Here is a 23,194-nt window from a genome sequence, read left to right on the forward strand (position 1 = left end):
TGGAACGGGAGACGGCAGAGCAGGAGCGGTGGAGAAGGAGGTGGGAGCGGCTGAACCGGATGCTCAGTCCGCCGTCTGCGGGAAGACCTCCCGCAGCAGGGGGTTCGGCAGTCCGCGCTTGCGCCACTCGCGCGGGTAGCCGAGCGAGACCTCCGTGAACGGGACGCCGTCGTAGGTGGTCCGGCGCGGGATGTGGAGGTGGCCGTAGATCATCGCCGCGGTGTTGAACCGGGTGTGCCAGTCTGCGGTCAGCTCGGTCCCGCACCACTGGGCGAACTCGGGGTACCAGAGGATATCGGTGGGCTGGCGGACCAGCGGGTAGTGGTTGACGAAGACCAGCGGGACGTCCGGGTCGCAGGCCGCCAGCCGCTTCTCGGTCAGCCGGACGCGCTCGCGGCACCAGGAGTCGCGGTCCGGGAACGGGTCCGGGTAGAGCATCCGCTCGTCCGCGCAGACGACGCCGGTCTCGTAGGCGGCCGCCAGGGAGGCTTCCTTGGTGGTCGTGCCCGGCGCACGGAAGGTGTAGTCGTAGAGGAGGAAGAGCGGGACGATGCGGACCGGACCACCGGGGCCCTCCCAGACCGGGTACGGGTCCTCGGGGGTCACCACACCGAGCCGGCGGCAGCGTTCCACCAGGTGCTCGTAGCGGGCCACCCCGCGCAGCTGGACCGGGTCCTCGGGGTGGGTCCACAGCTCGTGGTTGCCGGGCACCCACACCACGCGGGCGAAGCGCTCGGCGAGCAGGCCGAGGGCCCACTCGATGCTGGTGGTGAGCTCGGCGACGTCACCGGCGACGAGCAGCCAGTCGCCGGGGTGGGAGGGCTGGAGCTTCTCCACCAGGTCGCGGTTCTCCTGGTAGGAGATGTGCAGATCGCTTACGGCGAGCAGCCGTCCACCCGTTGGGGTGGGTCGTTCCGGCTGTGCGTCGCTGCGGTTCTCCGTAGTCACTCCTGCCCCCTGAGGTCGTCCGGCCGATGGGGCCCACCCTACGGGGCGGGCCGGGGGAACGGGGCGGGTTGACGGGATCAGTCGTTCGAACAGTCGCTCCGGCAGTCGGGATCCGCCGAGTGAGCCGCTACGAGAACCGTCGGCGCATCGCTGGGCGCGTCGCCGGGTGAATCGCTGGGTGAATCGCTGGGCGCATCAAGGGCGAAGGGCGGATCGGGAACGGAGAGCAGCGAGGGGCGAGTACAGGAGCCAGGAACGGAAGGGGAGTTGGGCCGGATTCAGGAGCCGATGTCGATGAGCGCCCCGTGGGAGGTGACGAGGGTGACGGCGAGGATCGCCAGTGAGGCGATGCCGAGGGCCAGGCCCAGGAGGGCGCGGCCGCGCCGGCTGGTGCCGCGGACCAACGCCAGCGTGGCCAGGGTGATGGCGATCGGCCCGAGGACGATGTTGAACAGCAGCAGGCCGGGCAGGCCGAGGAGGAAGGAGGCGATGGCGAGGCCGTCGGCCTCGGCGGTTCCCTGGCGGTTCGGTTCCTGACGGTCGGTTCCCTGATGGTCGGATCCCTGGCGGTCAGGTACCTGAGGGTCGGTCGTCCGGCGGATGTCCGCCTGGCGGTCGGTCGCCTGGCCGAGGCTCGCCGGGCGGCTGACGATCCGCCGGACGGTGGTCGGAAGCGAGGCGGCCGGGTGGCCGGTGACGGTGCTCATGGTGGTGCGGGTCCTCTCTGTGGAGTGGCCGCGGGTGCGGTCCGCGGAGCGGCCGGGTCAGCGGTGCCGGAGGCGGGCGATGCCCTCGCGGGCGCCGAAGGCGAGCAGCCAGGCGGTGATGCCGGCGGAGGCGGCGAGGAAGACCGGGAGCGAGGTGTGGGCGGCGGTGCCGATCAGGACACCCATGGCGACCAGGGCGGAGAACAGGATCACGGCTGGCTCCTTCGGCTGCGGCTGGGACTGCGCCGATTTGGGTTGACAAGTGTTCACTGACTTCGGCCCCACTGTACGCTCGGCTGGCCAAGTTCAGCAAACGATTGTTTACTGAATGGCGTGAGTCACACCGTTGGGGCCAGGCAGGCCCAGAAGCAGCAGAGTCGGCGGGCCTTGCTGGACGCCGGACTGCACCTGTTGGCCGATCAGAACCTGGCGAGCCTGGGCGTTCGCGAGGTCACCCGCGAGGCGGGGCTCTCCCCGGCCGCCTTCTACCGGCACTTCCCGGACCTCGCGGCCCTCGGGGTGGCACTGGTCGAGGAGTCGTTGGCCAGCCTGCACATCATGATCCGTGCGGTGCTCACCGAGGCCGGTGGTGCCGACGAGCTGATCGACCGTGCGGTGGACGTGATCGAACGACACGTCCGCGAGCACCGGGGGCACGTCCGCTTCCTGGCGCGTGAGCGGCACGGCGGGGTCCGGCAGGTGCGGGAGGCGATCGATGCCGAACTCGGCCGCTTCGCCGCCGAGGTGGGAGCCGCCCTGGCGCTGCAGCCGGAGTCACGGGGGTGGAGCGAGCGGGACCTGCGGATGCTCGCCGAGCTGTACGTCGACCACATGGTCTCCACGGCCGCCGCCTTCCTGGAGGCGCTGGAGACGGACCCGGCGCGGGAGCGGCGGATCGCCGCCACCGCGCGCTTCCAACTGCGCCTGATCAGCCTCGGCCGGGAGCGCTGGCAGGCGGGTTGACCGTAGGGGCGCGGCAGTTGACCGGCCGGCGGAGACCCGTGGCCGGCGCGTGGCCGGCCCGCGGTGGGGTTGTGAATCCAGCGGTGTTCCGGCCCGGCCGGCCCGCGATCCGGCTCGCGCGGCCCGTGAACCGGCTGTGGATCCGGCCGCGATTCGGCCTGTGTCCCGGATCGCGTGCCGGTCCGCACTTCGCTCCGCACTTCGCTCCGCACTTCGCTCCGCACTCCGGTCCGCACTCCGGTCCGTACTCCGGACCGCGTGCCGAGCGGCGGCGGTAACCGGCCAATGCGTCTTGGGAGGTTCTTGGTGTTGCTTTGACTCTTGACAGTGGGTCATGTCCGCGACAGCTTTGGTGGACCCCCACCCGTGGACCCCCCCACACCGAGAGGTCTCTCATGAAGAAGCCGCTCATAGGCACGGTTGCCACACTCCTGGTCGCCGGGGCCACCGCCTTCGTCGGAGCCGTTCCGGCCCAGGCCGCAGCCACGGCCGCCAAGCCCGCCGCCAAGCCTGTCGCCGCCGTCACCTTCGCCGGGACGGTCGCGCTCAGCAACTGCTCCGGCTCGCTGGTGCGGATGCCCGGTTCGGCCGCGAGCGACCCGGCCCTCGTGCTCTCCAACGGCCACTGCCTGGAGACCGGTATGCCCGGTCCGGGCCAGGTCGTCCTCAACCGGTCCTCCAGCCGGAGCTTCACCCTGCTCAACGCGAGCGGCGGCAGCGCGGCCACACTACGTGCGACCAAGATCGTCTACGGCGCGATGACCGACACCGACGTGTCGATCTACCAGCTGAACACCACCTACGCGTCGATCCAGTCCCGGTACGGGATAGCCCCGTTGACCCTCGCCGCCACCCACCCGGTCCAGGGCACCTCGATCCGGGTCGTCTCCGGCTACTGGAAGAAGATCTACTCCTGCTCGGTCGACGGCTTCGCCTACCGACTGAAGGAAGCCGACTGGACCTTCAAGGACTCGGTCCGCTACACCTCCACCTGCAACGTGATCGGCGGCACCTCCGGCTCGCCGGTGGTCGACGCCTCGACCGGCCAGGTGGTCGCCGTCAACAACACGATCAACGAGAGCGGCGAGACCTGCACCCTGGACAACCCCTGTGAGGTCGACCAGAACGGTGCCGTGACGGTTCGTCCTGGCATCGGCTACGCCCAGGAGACCTACGGGATCCCGGCCTGCTTCGCCGCCGGCAACCGCTTCGACCTCACCCTCCCCGGCTGCACCCTGCCCCGCCCGTAGGAAGCCAGGACAACCCCGCTGACCAGCACGTTTCTCCCGATGGGCCATCCGCGAACGGCGGGTGGCCCATTCGGCCGTCCATCGGTCGGCCACCGCACCACCTGCACTATCCGCACGACCAGCACGACCAGCACGACCAGCACGACCCGCGCCGCACGGCCGCACCGGCAGGCGGCATTCATGTCAGTTGAACAGATGGAGAGTTGATGACCACCACCGTGAGAAGGCTGCTGGTGTCGGCCCTGCTGATACCGCTGCTCGCGTTCGGCGGCCTGGCGAGCCCGGCGTCCGCCGCCGACGGCCAGGGCGCGCAGGGTGCCCAGGGGGCGCAGGACGGCCAGGGCAACGGGTCCCGCCACGGCCGGAGCCCCGCCGACGACCCGACCGCCGACATCAAGGACCGTCTGGCGGCGATCCCCGGGGTGACCATCACCGAGGAGAAGCCGACCACCACCGGTCACCGCTACTTCATCGCCACGTACACCCAGCCGATCGACCACAACCGCCCCTGGCTGGGCACCTTCCAGCAGCGCTTCAGCCTGCTGCACCGCGGCTACGACCGCCCGACCGTCTTCTACACCAACGGCTACACCCTGGGCACCAACCCGTCCCGCACCGAGCCGACCCGGCTGGTGGACGGCAACCAGGTGTCCATCGAGTACCGGTTCTTCACCCCCTCCCGCCCGAACCCGGCGGACTGGTCCAAGGCCGGCATCCGCCAGGGCGCCGCGGACTCGCACCGGCTGGTGACCGCGCTCAAGCGGATCTACCAGGAGGAGTGGCTGTCCACCGGCGCCAGCAAGGGCGGCATGTCCTCCACCTTCTACCGCCGCTTCTACCCGGACGACGTGGCCGGCACGATCGCCTACGTCGCGCCGAACAACACGAACGTCAACGACTACGCGGCGTACAGCGAGTTCTTCCGGACCGTCGGCACCCCCGAGTGCCGGGCCAGGCTGAACGCCGCCCAGCGTGAGCTGCTGGTGCGCCGCGACCGCCTGGAGGCCCGCTTCGTCGCCGACAACACGGCGGCCGGGTCCACCTTCAACACCCTCGGCACCCCGGACCGCGCCTACGAGGCCGGTGTGCTGGACGTGGTCTGGGCGTTCTGGCAGTACAGCCTGGAGGCGGACTGCGCCAAGGTCCCGGTGGCCGCCACCGCGACCGACGACGAGCTGTACGCCTGGTTCGACTCGCAGTCCGGCATCACCGGCAACAGCGACCAGTCGCTGGCGAAGTACACCGCGTACTACTACCAGGCCGCGACCGAGCTGGGTGCGCCGTTCTTCGACGTCTCGCACCTCAATGGCGTGCTGCACTACGACTACAAGGAGCTCTACTCGGTCCGCAGCTACGTGCCGAAGGAGATCCCGACCGTCTTCAACCCGAACGCGATGCCCGACATCGACCGCTGGGTGAAGCGCGAGGGCGAGCGGATCATGTACGTCTACGGCGGCAACGACCCGTGGGGCGCCAAGCCGTTCCGTCTCGGCCGGGGCAGCGAGGACAGCTACGTCTACACCGTGCCCGGTGGCAACCACGGCTCGAAGATCGAGCAGCTGCCGGCCGCGCAGTCGGCGGAGGCCACCGCCAAGGTGCTGGAGTGGGCGGGCCTGGGTGACCCCAACGCCGCCCGTTCGCTCGCCAAGTCGCCGCAGGCGGGCGCGGAGTTCGGCCCGCTCGACGTCGAGGGCCAGCGGCTGGAGCAGGAGCGCCGCCCGCTGTAGCGCTCGCGCGCAGTAGGCCGCGCCACGAAGCACGAGGAGGAGGCCGCCCCCTGGTACGCGGGGGGCGGCCTCCTCGCGTCGTCCCGGAAGCATCAGGCCGCGGAGCCGTTCCGGAAGCGCGAACGCGGGGCCGGGACACAGGGCCGGGAAACGGTCGGGTCGCCCCCTCCCCGAAGCAGTGAATCAGTGCTTCAATGCTTCCATGGCCTACCGACGCACCCCCGCCGTACAAGCCCGCCTGGACGCCCAGCGGGAAGCGGTGCTCCAGTCGGCGGTCGGCCTGCTCGCCGAGCGCGGCTACGGCGGCTGCACGATGGCCGCCGTGGCGGACCGCGCCGGGATCGCCACCGGCAGCCTCTACCAGCACTTCTCCGGCAAGGCCGAGCTGTCGGTGCAGCTCTTCCGCCGGGTGGTCACGCACGAGATCGACGCGGTCAACGCCGCCGTCGCCCTCCGGGACACCCCGCGGCAGCGGATCGCCGCCGTGGTCGAGACCTTCGCCGCCCGTGCCCTGCGCGTGCCCCGGCTGGCGTACGCGCTGCTGGTCGAGCCGGCCGACGCGGTCGTGGACGAGGAGCGCCTGGTGTTCCGGCGGGCGTTCCGGGACGTGATCGCCACCGAGATCGCCGCCGCCGTGGCGAGCGGCGAACTGCCCGAGCAGGATCCGGTACTGACCGCCGCCGCCCTGGTCGGCGCGGTCGGCGAGGCCCTGGCCGGCCCGCTCGCGGCCGCACCGGTCGCCGCCGGGCCCGAGCGCGGCGACGGCACCACCAGCAGCAGCAGCGCCACCACCAGCAGCATTACCACCAGCGGCGCCACCAGGAGCGACAGCACCGCGGTGGTCCCCGCCCTGGTCTCCTTCACCCTGCGTGCCCTGGGAGGACGCGATGACAGCGACGCATGAGGTCACCAACCAGGTGCCCCTGCCGTACGGCCACGACACCGCCGCCGACCCCACCCTGCTCGACGCCCTCCGGCGGGCCGACGCCGGCTGGGCCGAGCCCGAGCTGCGCGAGCTGGGCCGGCTGGCCGGTTCCGAGCAGGCCGCCGAGTGGGGCCGGCTGGCCAACGAGAACCCGCCGGTGCTGCGCACCCACGACCGCTTCGGCCACCGCATCGACGAGGTCGAGTTCCACCCGTCCTGGCACGAGCTGATGCGCACCGCCGTCTCGTACGGCCTGCACGCCGCGCCCTGGCGCGACGAGCGCCCCGGTGCCCACTCCGCCCGTGCCGCCAGGTTCTTCGTCTGGGGCCAGGTCGAGGCCGGTCACACCTGCCCGGTCTCGATGACCTACGCCGCCGTCCCGGCGCTGCGCGCCAACCCGGCGCTGGCCGCCGAGCTGGAGCCGCTGCTGGCCGCGCGAGAGTACGACTTCGGGCTGCGCGAGCCGCGCACCAAGCGCGGGCTGATCGCCGGCATGTCGATGACGGAGAAGCAGGGCGGCTCGGACGTCCGCACCAACACCACCACCGCCGTCCCGCACGCCGACGGCACCTACCGCCTCACCGGCCACAAGTGGTTCACCTCGGCGCCGATGTCCGACCTCTTCCTGACCCTCGCCCAGGCCCCGGGCGGCCTCAGCTGCTTCGTGCTGCCGCGCGTCCTGCCGGACGGCAGCCGCAACCGCCTCCAGCTGATGCGGCTCAAGGACAAGCTCGGCAACAAGTCCAACGCCTCGGCCGAGCTGGAGTACGACGGTGCGGTCGGCCTGCTGGTCGGTGAGGAGGGCCGGGGCGTCCCGACCATCATCGAGATGGTCAACATGACCCGGCTGGACTGCACCATCGGCGCGGCCTCCGGCATGCGCTACGGCGCCACCCGGGCGGTCCACCACGCCCTGCACCGGCGGGCGTTCGGCAAGGCGCTGGTCGACCAGCCGCTGATGCGCAACGTGCTCGCCGACCTGGTGGTGGAGTCCGAGGCGGCCACGATCACGGCCATGCGGCTCGCCCGGGCCACCGACCTGACCCTCGCCGGGGACGGGAACGAGGCGCTGGTCCGGCGGCTGGGCCTGGCGGTGGCCAAGTACTGGGTGTGCAAGCGCGGTCCGGCGCACTCCGCCGAGGCGCTGGAGTGCCTGGGCGGCAACGGCTACGTCGAGGAGTCCGGGATGCCCCGGCTCTACCGGGAGGCGCCGCTGGTGTCGATCTGGGAGGGCTCCGGCAACGTCGCCGCCCTGGACGCGCTGCGTGCCATGGCCAAGCGCCCGGAGAGCGTCGAGGCCTTCCTGGGCGAACTCGACGCCGCCGCGGGCGCGGACCGCCGGCTGGACGCGGCCGTCGCCGCGCTGCGCAAGGAGCTGACCGACCTGGGCGACCTGGAGTACCGCACCCGCCGGCTGGTCGAGTCGATGGCGCTGGCGTTCCAGGGCTCGCTGCTGGTCCGGTACGGCAGCCCGGCGGTGGCCGACGCGTTCTGCGCGAGTCGGCTGGGCGGCGACCACGGCGCGGCCTTCGGCACCCTGCCGGCCGGGGTCGACACCGCGGCGATCATCGACCGCGCCCGCCCGGTGATCGTGTGAGCGGTCAGGACCGGGCGAGCGACCAGGACCGGGCGAGCGACCAGGGTCGGGAGAACGACCAGGACCGGGCGGGCGGTCAGGAAGCTTACGGCGTACGGCGGTTCTGGCAGGAGCTCGGCCTGCCCGGGCTGATCGACGTGCACACCCACTTCATGCCGAAGAACGTCCTCGACAAGGTGTGGGCGTACTTCGACGCGGCCGGCCCGCTGGTGAACCGGCCCTGGCCGATCACCTACCGCGAGGCGGAGGAACAACGGGTCCGCCGGCTGCGGGACTTCGGCGTCCGGGCGTTCACGTCCATGCTCTACCCGCACAAGCCCGGCATGGCCGGCTGGCTGAACGCCTGGGCCGCCGAATTCGCCGCCCGCACCCCGGAGTGCCTGCACACCGCGACCTTCTTCCCCGAGCCCGGGGCGCCCGGCTACGTGGCCCGGGCGATCGAGGACGGTGCCCGGGTGTTCAAGGCGCACCTCCAGGTCGGCGGCTACGATCCGGCGGACCCGCTGCTGGACGAGGTCTGGGGGCTGCTCGCCGAGACCGGCACCCCGGTGGTCACCCACTGCGGGTCCGGGCCGGTGCCGGGCAGGTTCACCGGCCCCGGCCCGATCGGTGCGGTGCTGGAGCGGCACCCCGGTCTGGTCCTGGTGGTCGCCCATCTCGGGATGCCCGAGTACCGCGGCTTCCTCGACCTGGCCGAGCGCCACCCGGCCGTCCGGCTGGACACGACCATCGCGTTCACCGACTTCGCCGAGGCCGACGTCCCGTTCCCGCGCGGGGAGCTGCCGCGCCTGCGCGGGCTCCGGGAGCGCGTCCTGCTCGGCAGCGACTTCCCCAACATCCCGTACCGGTACGTGCACCAGCTGGAGGCGCTGGCCGGGCTGGGGCTGGGGGAGGAGTGGCTGCGGGCGGTCTGCCACGACAACGCGGCCGCCCTCTTCGGCATCAAGCCCGAGGACTGATCACCGCACCGTCCGCAGCAGTTCCAGCGCCCGGGCGTGCAGCCCGGGCGCGGCGGCGAGGAAGCCGTCGGAGCCGGTCGTCCAGGCCGACCCGGCGGCGTCCGTCACCGCGGCGCCCGCCTCGCGCGCGATCAGCGCGCCGGGCAGCAGGTTGCCCGCGTCGAGGCCGTACTCCCAGAACAGCGCCAGGTGGCCGGAGCCGACCTGGGCCACCTGGAGCGCGGTGGGGCCGAGGTTGCGCACCGCCAGGACGGCACCCGCCATCGCGGACAGCGACTCGCCCGCCCGGCGCAGCGCCACCGGGTCGGCGGCCACCCGGGGCGGCTGGCTGGTGGCGGCGACGGTGACGGCCAACTCCCGTTCCAGGGGCGCGATCGGCCGTCCGTCCAGCTCGGCGCCGCCGCCGAGCACCGCCCGGTAGGTGCGGCCGTCCTGTTCCGGGGCGTGCACCACGGCCAGCACCGCCGCGCCGTCCCGGACCAGTGTGGCGGTCACCGCCCAGTGCGGCTGCCCGAGCAGGTACTGCACCGCGCCGTCGGTCGCGTCGCACAGCCACCACTCGCCCTCGGCGGGCACCGACCCGTCCAGTTCCTCGGGCACCCAGCCGGCCTGCGGGTGCAGTGCCGTCAGCCGCTCCCGCAGTACGGCGGCGGCCGGGCCGTCCAGTTCGGCGAAGCGGGCCGCGGCCTCCTCGGCGGTCCGGGCGGGGACCGGGTCGGCGGACCGGCGTGCGGCCAGCCCCGCACCGACCTCCCGCACCGCGGCCTCCACACCCTCCGCCAGCGTCCACAGCTCGTTCGTCACGGTGACTCCTCCTCCTCGATTCCTCACCCCGGGCCGGGGCCCCGACCGGAGCCCCCGGACCGGAGCCCCCGGACCGGAGCTTCCGACCGGGGCTCGGGGCCGGTGTGCTCCGGCCGCCCGGGACAAGGAGTACCGTCAGGGCTGCCGAACAGGACGCAGAAGCCGCCGAGAGTGACGGGGATCGGACACCATGGACCTCTCCACCGCCGATCCGGACAGTGTGCTGGACGTCCTCGACCGCCGCCTGGTGTGCGCCCTCCAGGTGGACGGACGGGCCGAGCCCGGCCGGATCGCCGAGGTCCTGGGCGTGTCCGCGCGGACGGTCACCCGCCGGCTGGGCCGGATGCGGCAGGCCGGGGTGCTGCGGGTGGTCCGGCTGCCGGACGTCGAGGACGCGGCCGTGGGCGCGCTGCTGCTGCGGGTCCGGGTGCTGAGCGGCCGGGTGGACGCCATCGCCCAGGCCCTTGCCGACCGCCCCGACGTCCCGTTCGTCGACGTGATGCTCGGCGGCCACGAGGTCGGCGCCGTGATGGTCACCGACGCCGGTTCCCGCGACCGGCTGCTGTACGGGCAGTTGCCCGCGACCGGCGCCGTCACCGAGACCACCACCCACGCGGTGCTGCACGCCTTCGCCGACGCCGGGCAGTGGCAGGCCGGGCACCTGACCGAGGAGGAGGCCGAGGCGCTCGCCCGGCCCGCCGTCCCGCGCCCCGCCGCACCCCCGCCGCTGGACGGCCTCGACCGCGCGCTGCTGGAGCGGCTGGGCGAGGACGCCCGGCAGTCCCACGCCGTGCTGGCCGCGGCCGTCGGCGCGCCCGAGTCCACGGTGCGCCGCCGGCTGCACCGGCTCGACGGGGCGGGGCTGCTGCGCACCCACGCCACCGTGGATCCGCGGCTGCTCGGCATGGCCGTGGACGCCAACCTCTGGCTGGACGTGCCGCCCGGCCGGATCGCCGAGGTCGGGGCGGCGCTGGCCCGTCACCCGCAGGTGCACGGGGTGTTCGCCACCAGCGGTCCGGCCAACCTGCTGGCCACGGTGTTCTGCCCGGACCACGGCGAGCTGTACCGCTTCCTCACCGACACCCTCGGCCCGCTCGGCGTCGCCCGCGCCGAGACCACCGTCACCGCCCGCGCGGTGAAGCGGGCGGGCGTGCTGCTCCGGCAGCCGCCCCGGAGGCCGTAGGGCGTGTCTGACAATTCCCGCCGGGCACCCGACGGCCGTTACCCGCGGGGTAATCGACGCCCGCCGCCGCACCGGGCAGGGTGGTGGCACCCGGTGAGGCCGCCACGGTCCCGGGCTCCCACCCCCGACAGGAGGCGATCCGCCGTGTCCGCCCACGTGAACACCCTCACCCCCGCCAGGCCCGGTTCCGTCCTCTCGCCCCGGACGGTGCGCGGCGCCCTCGCCCTGGACGCCCTGGTCACCGGCGGCAACGGCCTGGCCTACCTGGTCCTCTCCGGCCCGCTCGGCGAACTGCTCGGCGCCGGCCGCACCACCCTGGTCGATGTCGGGCTGCTGCTCCTCGGCTACGCGCTCGCGGTCGGCGCGCTGGCCGCCCGCCGACGGCCGCCGGTGCTCGGGGTGCGGACCGTGATCGACGTCAACCTCGCCTGGGTGGTGCTCAGCCTGGTCGCGATGGAGGTGTGGCTGGAGCCGACCACCGCCGGGTCGGTCTGGATCCCGATGCAGGCCGCGGTGGTGGCCCTGTTCGCCGTCCTCCAGTTCACCGCCCTGCGGCGAGAGGCCCGCGAGCGGGCCTAGCGTTCGGGCCCGACGGCGGCCTGCAGGAACCGTGCCGTCTCCGTGTCGGCGGGGAGGAAGGTCTCCATGGCCAGCTCGGAGACGGTGACGTCCACCGGCGTGTTGAAGGTCGCGATGGTGGAGAGGAAGGAGAGCACCCGTCCCTCGTGCCGGATCCGCATCGGCAGCGCGAACGGGAACCCGTCGACGGCCGGTCCGCCCGTGACGGATCCGGCCGCGGCCGGTCCGTTCCCGGCCGAGCCGTTCCCGGTCGGTCCGCCCGCCGGGTCCTCGGCGGGCGGTTCGGGGTAGCCGCGGACCTCCTCGTACAGTCGGCGCAGCGGCTCGGCGCGGACCAGCTCCAGCTGCCGTTCCATCCGCTCCAGCAGGTGCTGCCGCCACTGCCGCAGGTTGACGATGCGCGGAGCCAGCCCGTCGGGGTGCAGGGTGACGCGGATCGCGTTGAACGGCGGTTCCAGCAGGTGAGGGGCGACGCCGTTGATGAGCAGCCCGAGCGAGCGGTTGGCCGCCAGCACCCGGAAGGACCCGTCGACCACGACCGCCGGGTACGGGTCGTGGGCGGCCAGCAGCCGTTCCAGTCCGCCGCGCAGCGCGGCCATCGACGGGTCGTCCAGCGGTGTCTCGCGATAGTGCGGGGCGTAACCGGCCGCCAGCAGCAGGGTGTTGCGCTCGCGCACCGGGACGTCCAGTTGCTCGGCCAGTCGCAGCACCAGCTCCCGGCTCGGCCGGGAGCGGCCGTTCTCGACGAAGCTGAGGTGGCGGGCCGAGGAGTCCGCCCGCAGTGCCAGTTGCAGCTGGCTGAGCTGCCGTCGTTCCCGCCAGCCGCGCAGCAGCGGGCCGACACCGGTTCCCGTCGGGCTGCCCATGCCCGCCATGATCGTCATGGCCCAGGACGGTACTCGAACGGGCCCGGTCGGCGGGAGGGGGCGCGGTGGTCGGGAGGGCGCGGCGGGAGCAGGGGACCGGGGAGCAGGGCCTCAGACGCCGGTGCTCGACCCCGGGCGGATGACCATGAGCACCACGACCACGGCCCACAGCAGGTTGAACACCCCGGCGGTCATCGGCAGCATCTTCAGGCCGCCGACGGCCTTGGTGTGCTGCTCGTCCGACGGGTCGAGTTCGAGCGCGTCCACCGCGGCCTGCTGGCCGGGCAGCACGAAGAGCAGCAGGGCGAGCGCGGCGATCGCGGTCAGCACCATCGAGACGATCACCCAGGACTGCCCGAGCACGTCCATCACCTGGGCCAGGCCGATGCCCAGCACCGGCACCGCGACCCCGAGCAGCGCGTAGACCTGGGTGATCCGGTGCAGCACGCGCAGCACGCCGGCGTCGGAGGCCCGGTCCGGGCCGCCGGCCAGCGCGGCCTTCGCCCGGCGCGGGAACATGCTGACGGCCACCGCGACCGGGCCTATGAACAGGACCGACACGAGGACGTGCAGGCTCAGCAGGAACTTGGCCATGGCGGGGCACCCTTTGGATCCGGTGGGCAGCTGGTGGGCGGGCACCCGCGTTCGGCGTGCCCACGACCAGGCACGCTAACACCGCTTACTTCCCGGCCCACCGCGCGGGTGGGCGCCGGGGAGCCCGCTCCGGCCCGGTACTCGGCCCGTCCCGTCCCGTTCCGGCACCGAGCCGGCTCCGTCCCGGTGCCGAGCCCCCTCCGGCCCGGCCGTTCAGCCCGCCGCCGTGAGCTCCACGATCCGGGGTGGGGCGGTGCTGACGGCGCCCACGGCGGCGGCGTGCTCCGGGTCGGTCCAGTCGAGCAGGTGCAGGTCCTCCCACCGGCTGCGCAGCGGCGGGCCCGGCGGGACGGACAGCGGCAGGGCGGAGAGGTCGACCCGGCCGAGGGTGTCCAGGGTGGCCCGTCCGATCTTGATCAGCGATTCCTTGCGCACCCAGAGCCGCAGGAAGGCCTGTTCCGGCTCCGGGTCGGCCTCGACCAGGGCGAGCTCGGCCGGGGCCAGCACCCGGCGGGCGACCGAACGCAGCGAGCCGCCCCGGTCGGACAGCTCGACGTCGACCCCGACCGGCTGGAACCCGGCGCCGGCGGCGACCACGCCCCGGGTGTGCGACAGGCTGACGTGCACCCCGGGGTGGTCCGGCAGGTAGGGCTTGCCGTGGTCGGCGAGCCCGCAGTCCGGGCACTGCTGGGCGAGGACGAGGCCGGCCGCCGGTACGTCGAGCAGCCGGGCGGCGCAGAGCCGGACCAGCAGGTGCCCGGCGGTGAAGTCGATCCGACCGGACTCGTGCCGGAAGCGCGCGGCGCGTTCCCGCTCCATGGCGGTCAGCAGGTGCTCGCCCGCCTCGGGATGCCGCAGTACGGCGTCGGCGGACGCGACGGAGACGAGCGGCGCGCTCTGTTCCTGGGCCTCGGTGGTCATGCCTCCCAACCTAGGCCCTCGCCGCCGGTCGCCGCCCGCCCTGGGGATCCCTGCTCCGTACGTATGAGTTTCGGATCCGATCTGAGGGTCTGTAGGCTGCGATAAGTCCGTTTTGGTATTGGATATCCCGGATCTATGGGATCGCCAGCAGATCGTATGGAACGTGGCGGGTCATCCGGTCTCGCCCTTTTCTCGTGCACGGAGGAATTGTCGATGGATCAGGCCACCGGTTCGCCGGATCACAGAACGACCGCCGTGAGAACTCCGGCGACGCGCGGGCGCCGGGCCATCAGGATCGCGGTGGCGACCGCCGTCACCGCGCTGCCGCTGGCCGCGGTGCTGACGGTCGGTTCGGCCGCTCCGCTGGCCCCGCCGCTGGGCGCCTGCACGGGACCCGACTGCCCCGCCACCTGGCCGCCGCCCAACAACGGCGACTTCACCGGCCGCGACTCCACCATCAACGTCTTCACCGGTGGCAACTACACCGTGAACGGCCGGGCCGCGGAGGCCGAGGGCAAGATCGTCGCGCTGGGGAACCTGACCGTCGACAAGAACGGCGGCGGCATCTACAACATGGGCGTCGTCGGTGTCGGTTCGCGCGTGGTGCCGCCGAACGGCAGCGACTTCGTGACCACCGGTGGCAACGTCGACGTGGTGACCGGCAACGCGATCCTGATCGGCGGCAGTGACTCGCACGGGCCGGCCTTCGGCAACCTGCGGCACGCGGGCTCCGTCACCGGCACCGTGAACATCGACCCCACCGGCGAGTCGATCCAGGACCCGAACGCCGCCGCGCCGTACCAGACGGTGCTGACCCAGATCGAGGAGGTCTCCGACTGCGTCGGCCGGGCCACCGCGACCGGCACCGTCGACATCTCCTCCAGTCAGGCGACCTTCACCGGTGACGGGACCAGCATGAAGCAGGTCTTCAACGTCACCCAGAACCTCGCCTCGCCGTCCGGCGGGCAGATCGGCCTGGTCTTCAACAACATCCCGGCCGGCGCCACCGTCGTGGTGAACATGCTCGGGGACAGCCCGATCATCAACACCTACACCGGTACCGGGCTGGCCGGCGACCAGACCACCGACATGCGCTCGAAGCTCATGTACAACTTCCCGACCGCGACCTCGGCGCAGATCCTCGGCAGCGCCCAGTTCCAGGGCTCGGTCATGGCCGGCAACCCCGGCGGCACCACGACCATCGCCCAGCCGGGCATGAACGGCCGGGTGTACCTCGCGGGCAACCTGATCCACACCGGCACCGGCGGCTACGAGATCCACAGCTACCCGTTCGACGGCGACCTGCCGGACTGCGTCGTGACGCCCAGCCCGTCGCCGACCTCACCGACGCCTTCGCCCTCGCCGACCTCGCCCTCGCCGACCTCGCCGTCCCCGACATCTCCGAGCCCGACGTCCCCGTCGCCGACCTCACCGTCCCCCACGTCGCCGTCGCCGACGTCTCCGAGCCCGACGTCGCCGTCGCCGACGTCTCCCACCCCGACGTCCCCGTCGCCGACCTCACCCGCGCCGACCTCGCCGTCGGCCAGTGCGACGACGTCGAGTGCCGGTCCGGCCCCGACCAGCCACCGTCCGACCGGGCAGCCGACCAGCCACCACCCCGGTGGCGGCGGTGAGTTGCCCTCCACCGGCGCGGGCAACGCCCCGGTGGTCTTCGGCGTGGCGGGCGTCGGCCTGCTCGGCCTCGGCGGCCTGGCCGTGCTGGCCGCCCGTCGTCGTCGCGGCCGCCACGGCTGACGGTCCGTACGGCTGAGGAGCCGAACAGCCGAACAGCGGCGCAGGCCGCCCGGGTCGACTCGACCGGGCGGCCTGCGCCGTCCCGGTTTCGTTCCGGCCCCCGGCCCCCGGTCCCGGCCCGTCCCCGTTCGTGGCCCCCGTCCGCGTCTCCCGTTTCCTCCGGCGCGCCGTTCCCCGGCCCCGGCCGCCTACCGCTCGGACGGGTAGTGGGCGAGGCCCGAGGCGAGCAGGCCGAAGGCCCGGTCGACCGCCGCCTCGACCCGGGCCCGCACGGCTTCGGCCGGCTCCCCGGCCACCATGGCCCGCCGGATCTCGCCGAGCACCGCCCGGTGGGCCCCCGTGACGGCTCCGGCCACGATCCGGGGGAGCGGGTCCTCCGGCGCGGCTCCCGACTCCTCGGCCAGGGCGGCCGCGAGCGCCGCCTCGGCCCGTTCGCCGAGCTCCAGCAGCCGGGCCCGGAGTGCGGCGCTGTCCTCGACGATCCGCCAGAACGCCGCCATCCCCGGATGCAGTCCGACCGTCGGCTCCCCGCTCGCGAAGGCCGCCAGCAGGTCGGCCCGGACGGCGTCCACGGCCGAGCTGCCCGCGGGGCGGCGCCGGACCACCCCGGCCAGGTGGGCGACGACTTCCTCCTGCCGGTCGAAGAACAGGTCCTCCTTGGTGGGGAAGTAGTTGAAGACCGTGTTCGGTGAGACCCCGGCGGCCCGGGCCACCTCGACCACCGTGACCCGGTCGAAGCCGCGTTCGGCGAACAGGCCCATGGCGGTGTCGGAGAGCAGCTCCCGGGTCTGCTGCTTCTTGAGTTCGCGAAGTCCCATGGCCGGATCCTATCCGCAGTGCATGGTGTCACTCCAAAGTTGCAGTGACACCAAAAATATCCGCTACGGTGGCGGCATGACCTTCACCTTCGGCATCTACCCCGGCGGACTGGCCGGTGACGACACCGGCGTGATCGCGCCCGTCCGCCCCGACGACCCGGCCCGGATCACCGCCGCCCTGCGCGAACTCCAGGGCGGTGCGGCGGAGTTCCTGGTCCGCGCCTACCGCTCCTACCCGGGCGGCGAGCACACCCCCGCGCGGCCCGAGCAGTACGCCGTCGAGGGACGCCGGCTCGACCTGGTGGTCCAGTACCGGGATCGTGGCGGGGAGTTGGCGGGCTGGCTGGACTTCGTCCGGCGGACGGTCCGCGCGGAGGGACACCGCCTCGGGCTGCTCCAGATCTGCGAGGAGCCCAACCTGGACCTCCCGCCCGTGGACGGCAGCATCCCCAACGTCCGCCGGGCGCTGGTCGAAGGCGTGATCGCGGCGAAGGAGGAGGCGCTGGCCCGGGGATTCGACCGGCTGGCCGTCGGCTTCAACGCGGTGCCTTCCTTCGACTCCGCGGACACCTTCTGGCCCGAGCTCGGCCGGCTCGCCGACGAGCGCTTCCACCGTGCCCTGGACTACGTAGGCCTGGACTTCTTCCCGGACGTCTTCCGTCCCGTCCCACCCGGTCGACTCGCCGACGCGGTACGGGCGGTGCTCACCGGCTTCCGCCGGGACACGCTGCCCGGAGCCGGGATCGGGCCCGGTGTTCCGCTGCGGATCTGCGAGAACGGCTGGCCCACCGGCCCCGGGCGGAGCGAGGCGCGGCAGGCCGGGGTGGTGGCGGAGGTGGTCCGGACGGTCGCCGGGCTCGCCACCGAACTCAATGTCATTGGTTACGCGTTCTTCGCCCTGCGGGACGCGGACAGTGCGGGCGCCGGGCTGTTCCCGCACTTCGGCCTGATGCGCGACGACTACACGCCCAAGCCGGCCTTCGCGGTGTACCGCGCGCTGGTCGAGGAGCTGACGAGGGGCTGACGGCGGGCTGACGAGAGCCGGCCGGTTCCGCTAGTTCGCCTCGAAGAAGCGCTCCACCGTGCGGCGCTGTGCGGCGACGGCGTCCACCGGCTCGCCGATCACCCGGCCGGCCAGGGCGACGGCCAGCTCGCCGACGTCCTGTCGCAGCAGGCGGGCCGCCTCGGCCCGGTCGGCGGCGATCCGGGCGCGGCCGGTGGCGAGCAGTTCGTCCCGGTCGCGAATGCCCTCCGCGCGGGCCGCGACCATCGTCGCCGCGCCGCGCTCGGCGTACTCCTCCCGGATCCGGGCCGCCTCGTGGCGGGCCTCGGCCAGCTCCCGCAGGCGGGCCTCCCGGGTGGCCTCGGCCTCGGCGAGCAGGGCCTCGGCGCGTTCGGTGCGACCCTCGGTGGCCTCCCAGCGTTCGGACTGCACCCGTTCGATCCGGGGGAGCAAGTGGCGGCCGAGCACCCACAGCAGCAGGAAGAACAGTGCCAGGCCGAGGACCAGTGGGGCCGGTTCGGGCTTGAGCGGGCCGAGTTCGAGCGTCACGCGTTACCTCCCCAGGGTATGACGTTCCGTCGGTCGGAAGCTTCCCCAGGGGTGACGCCGGTCGAACTCGGCCCGGACATGAGCTGCGTCACGGCGGCCCGGGCGGCCGGGGGGCTCACTGCCCCATGACGTACTTGACGGTCGGGCCGGCGGTCCAGCCGCCGTCCACCGCCAGCTCGGCGCCGGTGACGTAGGAGGAGTCGTCGGAGAGCAGGTAGACCACGGCGCCGGCGATCTCGGGCGCCTCGCCGACCCGGCCCATCGGGGTGTTGGGGTAGTTGCCCTCGCCGCGCCGGATGCCGACCGAGGCGGTCATCGGGGTGTACGTCATGCCCGGGTGCACCGAGTTGACCCGGATCCGCTCGGTGCCCAGCTCGACCGCGCCGATCTTGCTGAGGCCGCGCACGCCCCACTTGGAGGCGCCGTAGCCGGCGGTGAGCGCCAGGCCCATCAGGCCGGCCGCCGAGGAGATGTTGACGATCGAGCCGCCGCCGGCCGCGCGCATCGCCGGGACGGCGGTCTTCATCCCGATGAACACGCCGGTCAGGTTGATGTCCAGGACCTTGCGGAAGTGCTCGACGCTCTCGTCCGCGAGCAGCGTGCCGGTGGAGATCCCCGCGTTGTTGACCAGGCCGTGCAGGGCGCCGAACTCCGCCACCGCGAAGTCCACCACGCGCTGCCAGTCCTCCTCGGAGGTCACGTCGTGGCGTACGAACCGCGCCCGCTCGCCGAGTTCGGCGGCGGTGGTCCTGCCGTCCTCCTCCAGGACGTCGGTGATCACCACGTTGGCGCCGGACGCGACGGCGAGCCGGGCGGCCTCGGCGCCCAGGCCGCGGGCGCCGCCGGTGACGATGACGGTCTTGCCGGTGAGGTCGTTCATGACCTGCTCCTTCGGGGGGTGGGGGAGGAGAGCATGGCGGCGGACATCGTCACCAGGTCGGCGAGGAAGGTCTCCTCGTCCGTCAGGGGGGTGGAGCCGGTGAGGTACTGCTGCGCCCGGTCGGCGAGGGCCGCACCGATCAGGGTGAGGACCAGGTCGATCCGTTCCAGCCGGATCGGCTCCGGCAGGGCGGAGATACGGTCCTCGACCAGCTCGATCAGGCGCCAGTAGCCGCCGCCGGCCAGCGTCGGGTGCGGGGTCCGGGTGCGGACGCCGCTGTTGTGGCTGACCTGCGCGGAGATCCGCAGGCAGTGCCGGCCCTGTTCGGTGCGCAGTTCGGTGGCCTCGGCCGCGACCAGGGCGCCGAGCAGTCCGGGCAGGTCCGCGTCCGCGAGGGCGGGCAGACGCGGCGCGAGGGCCTGCTCGGCGCGTTCCTGGCGGCCGGCCATGATCGCGTCGAGCAGGCCCTCGCGGGAGCCGAAGTGGTACTGCACGGCGGACGGGTTGCTCTGTCCGGCCAGTCGGGTGATGTCCCTGGTCAGGGCGGCTTCCACGCCGCGGGTGGCGAAGAGTTCCTCCGCCGCCCGCAGCAGCCTCTCGCGGGTCTCGTGGCCCGCCGATGTCCTTGCCATGCGCGCAAGATTAATGCTGCGCATTATTAATGGCAAAGGAGGCAGGCCCGGTCCCGGTCCCCGGCCTACGTCACCTCGCCCCGGCGGGAGAAACGCTCCGCCCGCCACTCACCGCTCTCCAGCACCTCGGCCAGCTGCCGGGCCGCGTCCCAGACCTCGGTGTACGACACGTAGAGCGGCGTGAAGCCGAAGCGCATCAGGTCCGGTGCGCGGAAGTCGCCGATCACCCCGCGCTCGATCAGGGCCTGCACCACCGGGTAGCCGTCGGCGTGCCGCAGCGCGACCTGACTGCCCCGCCGGGCGTGCTCGCGCGGGGTCGCCACCTCGACGCCGTCCAGCCCCTCGGTCAGCGAGACGAACAGGTCGGTCAGCGCCAGGCTCTTCGCCCGCACCGCCGCTTGGTCGACCCGCTCCCAGACGTCCAGCGAGGCGTCGAGGGCGGCCTGGCCGAGCAGCGAGGGCGAGCTGGTGAGGAACCGGCCGATGCCCGGCTTCGGGTCGTACCCGGGCTCGAAGGCGAACGGCCGGGCGTGGCCGAACCAGCCGCTCAGCGGCTGGAGCGGACCGGCCGCCAGGTGCCGCTCGGCGACGTACAGGAAGGCCGGCGAACCGGGGCCGCCGTTCAGGTACTTGTAGGTGCAGCCGACCGCGAAGTCCGCGCCGGCGGCGCCGAGTTCGACCGGCAGCGCACCCACCGAGTGGCACACGTCCCAGATCATCAGGGCGCCCGCGGCCTGCACCCGGGCGGTGATGCCGGCCATGTCCAGCAGCTCGCCGGTGCGGTAGTCCACGTGCGAGAGGACGACCGCGGCCACGTCCCCGTCCAGATGCCGGTCCAGCTCCTCGGGGCGGATCAGTGCACTGCGCGAGCCCTCGACCAGACCGGTCACGCCCTCGGCGATGTACAGGTCGGTGGGGAAGGCCTCGGCGTCACCGAGCACGGTGCGCCGGCCCGGGCGCAGCCGCAGCGCGGCCGACAGCACCTTGAAGAGATTGACCGAGGTGGTGTCACAGACGACCACTTCCGCCGGACCGGCGCCGATCAGCGGCGCGATCCGCTGCCCCAGCCGGTACGGCTGCTCGAACCAGCCGGCGTCGTTCCAGCTGCGGATCAGCTCCCGGCCCCACTCCTCCTCGACCACCCGGCGCACCCGCTCGGGCGTGCGCACCGGCAGCGCGCCCAGCGAGTTGCCGTCCAGGTAGATCACCCCGTCCGGCAGGGCGAACTCCTTGCGGAACGCCGCCAGCGGGTCGACGGCGTCCAGCGCCGCGCAGTCCTCGCGCGTGGTCATGCCCGTCCTCTCGTGCCCCTCGCCCACAGCCCGCTCCGTCCCTGCCCGTCCCGTCGCATCGCGCTCTGTCGCATCAAGCCTTGTCGCATCAAGCTCCGTCACGGCCCGCTCCGTCACAGCCCGTCCCGGATCGTCCACAGCTCCGGGAACACGTCCTGCTCGGCCGACTTGCGCAGCCAGGTCAGTCCGCTGGAGCCGCCCGAGCCGGGCTTGCCGCCCATGGTCCGCTTGACCGCCGAGAGGTGGCGCTGGCGCCAGCGGGTGACCCGCTCGGCCACGTCCAACAGGGCCTCGCCGAGCGGCTGGAGCGCGGCGAACTCCGGCTCGGTGTACACCCGCCGCCAGGCCGCCTCGACCTCCGCGGACGGCTGGTGGCGCTCCTCGGAGGGCGCCCGGTGCGGGGCCAGGCCGCGGCGCGCCAGCAGCGCCAGCGCCTCGTCGTACAGGCCGGGGGAGCGCAGGGCCTCGGTCAGCTCGGCCTGGGTGTCGGGCATCCCGTCGTACATCTTCAGCAGTGCGGCGTTCTTGTTGCCGAGCAGGAACTCCAGCCGCAGGAAGGCGGCGGACTGGAAGCCGGAGGCCTCGCCGAACAGCGAGCGGAAGGAGTTGAACTCGTGCGGGGTCATGGTGGCCAGCAGGTCCCAGGACTCCACCAGTACGTCCTGCACGTGGGTGCCCCGGCGCAGCGCGGCCAGCGCGGCGGGCAGGTCGTCCTCGCGCAGTGCCTGCCGGGCGAGCGTCCACTCGTGCCGCAGCAGGTCGAACAGCAGCTCCATCACCTGGGTGGTGACGATGAACGACAGCTCGGCCGGCTCCTTGCTGCGCGGGTGCTGCAGGCCGTGCAGCTCCTCCAGACGCACGTACTGGGCGTACGGGGTGCCCCGGCCCGGTGCTCCGCCCCGGCCGAACGACAGGTTGGGTGTCTCCACCGTGTCGTGCCCCATCCCGATCCTCCTGATCCTCCGGGCCGCATCGCCCGGTCCGGTGAACCAGCCGGACTGCCGGGTTCCACCGGGTGCCCATTGTGCGGCGGCGGTGCCCCCCGTTTGAATGGTCGACGGGCATCGCAACCGCCTTCGGAGCTGTCGTTCGCGATGCGTTCCGCCGATTCGCTTTACGAATGGAAATCCCTTGATCCCGACCACCCGGGAGGTCGCCTTGGACGCCGTTGACCGCCGCCTGCTCGCCGAGCTCCAGGCCGACGCCCGGCTCTCGTACAACGAACTCTCCCGCCGGGTGAGCCTGTCCGCACCCGCGGTGGCCGAACGGGTCCGCCGGCTGGAATCCGAGGGGGTGATCAGCGGCTACCACGCCCACGTGGACCTCACCCGGGCCGGGCTGCCGATCACCGCGCTGGTCCAGATCCAGTGCTACGGCCCGCGCTGCGTGCTGCGCGATCCGGAGGTGCCGACCTGGCCGGAGGTGGTCCAGCTGCACCGGGTCACCGGCGGGGCGTGCTGCGTGCTGCTGGTCGCGGTGTCGACGATGGCCGAGTTCGAGGCGGTGTGCGACCGGCTCGGAAGCTACGGCCAGCCGTCCAGCTCGATGATCCTCTCCAGCCCGGTGCCCTGGCGGCCGGTGGTGCCGCGCTGACCGCTGCCGCTGCCGCTGCCACTGTCACTGGTCCACGGCCGGTGCCGATGACGGGGCGGGCGGCGGGCGGCTGTCCTTGACGCGGACGTCAAGGAGTAGGTTGCCCGGCATGCCGAACGAGCGCCACATCCTGCTGCTGCCCGGGAGCCTGCGAGCCGGTTCCACCAACGAGACCGTGCTGCGCACCGTGGCCGCCGTGGCCGCGGCCGCCCCGGGCCTGCGGACCACGTACTACGCCGGGCTGGCCGGGCTGCCGCACTTCAACCCGGACCACGACACCGACCCGCTGCCGGAGCCGGTGGCCGAGCTGCGGGCCGCGATCGAGGCGGCCGACGCGCTGCTGGTCTGCACCCCCGAGTACGCCGGGACGCTGCCGGGCGCGTTCAAGAACCTGCTGGACTGGACGGTCGGCGGGATCGAGATCTCGGACAAGCCCACCGGCTGGATCAACGCCGCCGGTCCGGGCCGCGGCCAGGGGGCCGAGGCCACCCTGCGCACCGTCCTCGGCTACACCGGCGCGGCCGTGCTGGACGAGGCCTGCGTCCGGCTTCCGCTGGAGCGCGGCGCGGTCGGCCCGGACGGGCTGGTCGCCGATCCACTGGTCCGCGAGCGGATCGGCGAGGTGCTGGCACGCCTCGCGGCCGGCTGA

25 protein-coding genes are annotated in these 23,194 nt (G+C 73.1%); 12 read left to right on the forward strand and 13 right to left on the reverse strand.

Annotated elements, in window-relative coordinates; translation table 11 throughout:
- Positions 1-63: 63 nt before the first annotated feature.
- The 3 genes from ACZ6EM_RS09940 to ACZ6EM_RS09950 all read right to left on the reverse strand — a co-directional run bounded on the left by ACZ6EM_RS09940 (position 64) and on the right by ACZ6EM_RS09950 (position 1,868).
- The gene (locus ACZ6EM_RS09940; RefSeq protein WP_465772192.1) at positions 64-948 is read right to left on the reverse strand and encodes a metallophosphoesterase family protein; all 885 of its coding nucleotides are present in this window, start codon (positions 946-948) and stop codon (positions 64-66) included.
- Between the two features lie 278 nt (positions 949-1,226).
- Entirely contained in the window at positions 1,227-1,655 is a 429-nt protein-coding gene (locus ACZ6EM_RS09945; RefSeq protein ID WP_465772193.1) for a hypothetical protein, read from the reverse strand.
- A gap of 57 nt (positions 1,656-1,712) precedes the next feature.
- Positions 1,713-1,868 carry a hypothetical protein gene (locus ACZ6EM_RS09950; protein WP_224277104.1) on the reverse strand — a complete coding sequence of 52 codons (156 nt, stop codon included), beginning with the start codon at positions 1,866-1,868 and terminating at the stop codon, positions 1,713-1,715.
- Positions 1,869-1,988: 120 nt separating this feature from the next.
- On the opposite strand from ACZ6EM_RS09950, the gene ACZ6EM_RS09955 reads away from it, so the two are divergent.
- The 6 genes from ACZ6EM_RS09955 (at position 1,989) to ACZ6EM_RS09980 (ending at position 9,076) form a co-directional block, all read left to right on the forward strand.
- Entirely contained in the window at positions 1,989-2,618 is a 630-nt protein-coding gene (locus ACZ6EM_RS09955; RefSeq protein ID WP_465772194.1) for a TetR family transcriptional regulator, read from the forward strand.
- A 395-nt stretch (positions 2,619-3,013) separates the two neighbouring features.
- Positions 3,014-3,868 (forward strand): S1 family peptidase, encoded by an 855-nt coding sequence (locus ACZ6EM_RS09960; RefSeq protein ID WP_380550460.1) that lies wholly within the window; start codon positions 3,014-3,016, stop codon positions 3,866-3,868.
- A 206-nt stretch (positions 3,869-4,074) separates the two neighbouring features.
- On the forward strand, positions 4,075-5,595 hold the full coding sequence (locus tag ACZ6EM_RS09965) for a S28 family serine protease (protein WP_380550463.1): 1,521 nt from the start codon (positions 4,075-4,077) through the stop codon (positions 5,593-5,595).
- Positions 5,596-5,797: 202 nt separating this feature from the next.
- Entirely contained in the window at positions 5,798-6,499 is a 702-nt protein-coding gene (locus tag ACZ6EM_RS09970) for a TetR/AcrR family transcriptional regulator (protein WP_465772195.1), read from the forward strand.
- Positions 6,483-8,117 (forward strand): acyl-CoA dehydrogenase family protein, encoded by a 1,635-nt coding sequence (locus ACZ6EM_RS09975; protein WP_380550469.1) that lies wholly within the window; start codon positions 6,483-6,485, stop codon positions 8,115-8,117. The genes ACZ6EM_RS09970 and ACZ6EM_RS09975 overlap by 17 nt, the downstream gene beginning before the upstream one ends.
- A 119-nt stretch (positions 8,118-8,236) precedes the next feature.
- Positions 8,237-9,076, forward strand: a complete 840-nt coding sequence (locus tag ACZ6EM_RS09980) for an amidohydrolase family protein (protein WP_359907261.1) — start codon at positions 8,237-8,239, stop codon at positions 9,074-9,076.
- Here ACZ6EM_RS09980 and ACZ6EM_RS09985 read toward each other — a convergent pair whose 3' ends face one another.
- Positions 9,077-9,880, reverse strand: coding sequence for an inositol monophosphatase family protein (locus ACZ6EM_RS09985; RefSeq protein ID WP_452179315.1), 804 nt, complete (start codon positions 9,878-9,880; stop codon positions 9,077-9,079).
- 190 nt (positions 9,881-10,070) lie between these two features.
- Between ACZ6EM_RS09985 and ACZ6EM_RS09990 the strand changes: the two genes are divergently transcribed.
- Entirely contained in the window at positions 10,071-11,063 is a 993-nt protein-coding gene (locus ACZ6EM_RS09990) for an Lrp/AsnC family transcriptional regulator (RefSeq protein WP_465772196.1), read from the forward strand.
- 156 nt (positions 11,064-11,219) lie between these two features.
- Complete coding sequence (locus ACZ6EM_RS09995) at positions 11,220-11,642, forward strand: hypothetical protein (protein ID WP_452179319.1); 423 nt, start codon at positions 11,220-11,222, stop codon at positions 11,640-11,642.
- Here ACZ6EM_RS09995 and ACZ6EM_RS10000 read toward each other — a convergent pair.
- From ACZ6EM_RS10000 to ACZ6EM_RS10010, 3 genes are all read right to left on the reverse strand, one after another.
- Entirely contained in the window at positions 11,639-12,526 is an 888-nt protein-coding gene (locus ACZ6EM_RS10000) for a helix-turn-helix domain-containing protein (protein WP_465772197.1), read from the reverse strand. The two genes, ACZ6EM_RS09995 and ACZ6EM_RS10000, sit on opposite strands and share 4 nt — an antisense overlap.
- Before the next feature lie 93 nt (positions 12,527-12,619).
- Positions 12,620-13,102, reverse strand: coding sequence for a hypothetical protein (locus tag ACZ6EM_RS10005; RefSeq protein ID WP_359907208.1), 483 nt, complete (start codon positions 13,100-13,102; stop codon positions 12,620-12,622).
- A gap of 213 nt (positions 13,103-13,315) precedes the next feature.
- A complete protein-coding gene (locus ACZ6EM_RS10010; protein WP_465772198.1) occupies positions 13,316-14,023 on the reverse strand; it encodes a 4'-phosphopantetheinyl transferase family protein in 708 nt (235 codons plus the stop codon).
- A 300-nt stretch (positions 14,024-14,323) separates the two neighbouring features.
- On the opposite strand from ACZ6EM_RS10010, the gene ACZ6EM_RS10015 reads away from it, so the two are divergent.
- On the forward strand, positions 14,324-15,778 hold the full coding sequence (locus ACZ6EM_RS10015) for a choice-of-anchor A family protein (protein ID WP_465772199.1): 1,455 nt from the start codon (positions 14,324-14,326) through the stop codon (positions 15,776-15,778).
- Between the two features lie 188 nt (positions 15,779-15,966).
- Here the strand turns inward: ACZ6EM_RS10015 and ACZ6EM_RS10020 are convergent, their stop codons facing one another.
- Positions 15,967-16,596 (reverse strand): TetR/AcrR family transcriptional regulator, encoded by a 630-nt coding sequence (locus ACZ6EM_RS10020; protein WP_401054678.1) that lies wholly within the window; start codon positions 16,594-16,596, stop codon positions 15,967-15,969.
- 76 nt (positions 16,597-16,672) lie between these two features.
- Here ACZ6EM_RS10020 and ACZ6EM_RS10025 point away from each other — a divergent pair, with 76 nt between their 5' ends.
- A complete protein-coding gene (locus ACZ6EM_RS10025) occupies positions 16,673-17,620 on the forward strand; it encodes a hypothetical protein (RefSeq protein WP_465772200.1) in 948 nt (315 codons plus the stop codon).
- Between the two features lie 30 nt (positions 17,621-17,650).
- On the opposite strand, the gene ACZ6EM_RS10030 is transcribed toward ACZ6EM_RS10025, so the two are convergent.
- The 5 genes from ACZ6EM_RS10030 to ACZ6EM_RS10050 form a co-directional block, all read right to left on the reverse strand.
- Positions 17,651-18,148 carry a F0F1 ATP synthase subunit B family protein gene (locus tag ACZ6EM_RS10030; protein WP_465772201.1) on the reverse strand — a complete coding sequence of 166 codons (498 nt, stop codon included), beginning with the start codon at positions 18,146-18,148 and terminating at the stop codon, positions 17,651-17,653.
- Positions 18,149-18,263: 115 nt separating this feature from the next.
- A complete protein-coding gene (locus ACZ6EM_RS10035) occupies positions 18,264-19,028 on the reverse strand; it encodes an SDR family oxidoreductase (protein WP_465772202.1) in 765 nt (254 codons plus the stop codon).
- On the reverse strand, positions 19,025-19,660 hold the full coding sequence (locus ACZ6EM_RS10040; RefSeq protein WP_359907188.1) for a TetR/AcrR family transcriptional regulator: 636 nt from the start codon (positions 19,658-19,660) through the stop codon (positions 19,025-19,027). The genes ACZ6EM_RS10035 and ACZ6EM_RS10040 overlap by 4 nt, the downstream gene beginning before the upstream one ends.
- Before the next feature lie 65 nt (positions 19,661-19,725).
- Positions 19,726-20,952 (reverse strand): kynureninase, encoded by a 1,227-nt coding sequence (gene kynU, locus ACZ6EM_RS10045; protein WP_452178899.1) that lies wholly within the window; start codon positions 20,950-20,952, stop codon positions 19,726-19,728.
- A 113-nt stretch (positions 20,953-21,065) separates the two neighbouring features.
- A complete protein-coding gene (locus ACZ6EM_RS10050) occupies positions 21,066-21,896 on the reverse strand; it encodes a tryptophan 2,3-dioxygenase (RefSeq protein WP_452178900.1) in 831 nt (276 codons plus the stop codon).
- A gap of 187 nt (positions 21,897-22,083) precedes the next feature.
- Between ACZ6EM_RS10050 and ACZ6EM_RS10055 the strand changes: the two genes are divergently transcribed.
- Positions 22,084-22,545, forward strand: a complete 462-nt coding sequence (locus tag ACZ6EM_RS10055) for an Lrp/AsnC family transcriptional regulator (RefSeq protein WP_359907181.1) — start codon at positions 22,084-22,086, stop codon at positions 22,543-22,545.
- A 109-nt stretch (positions 22,546-22,654) separates the two neighbouring features.
- On the forward strand, positions 22,655-23,194 hold the full coding sequence (locus tag ACZ6EM_RS10060; protein WP_465772203.1) for an NADPH-dependent FMN reductase: 540 nt from the start codon (positions 22,655-22,657) through the stop codon (positions 23,192-23,194).

This window comes from Kitasatospora sp. NPDC041917 (assembly GCF_055589745.1).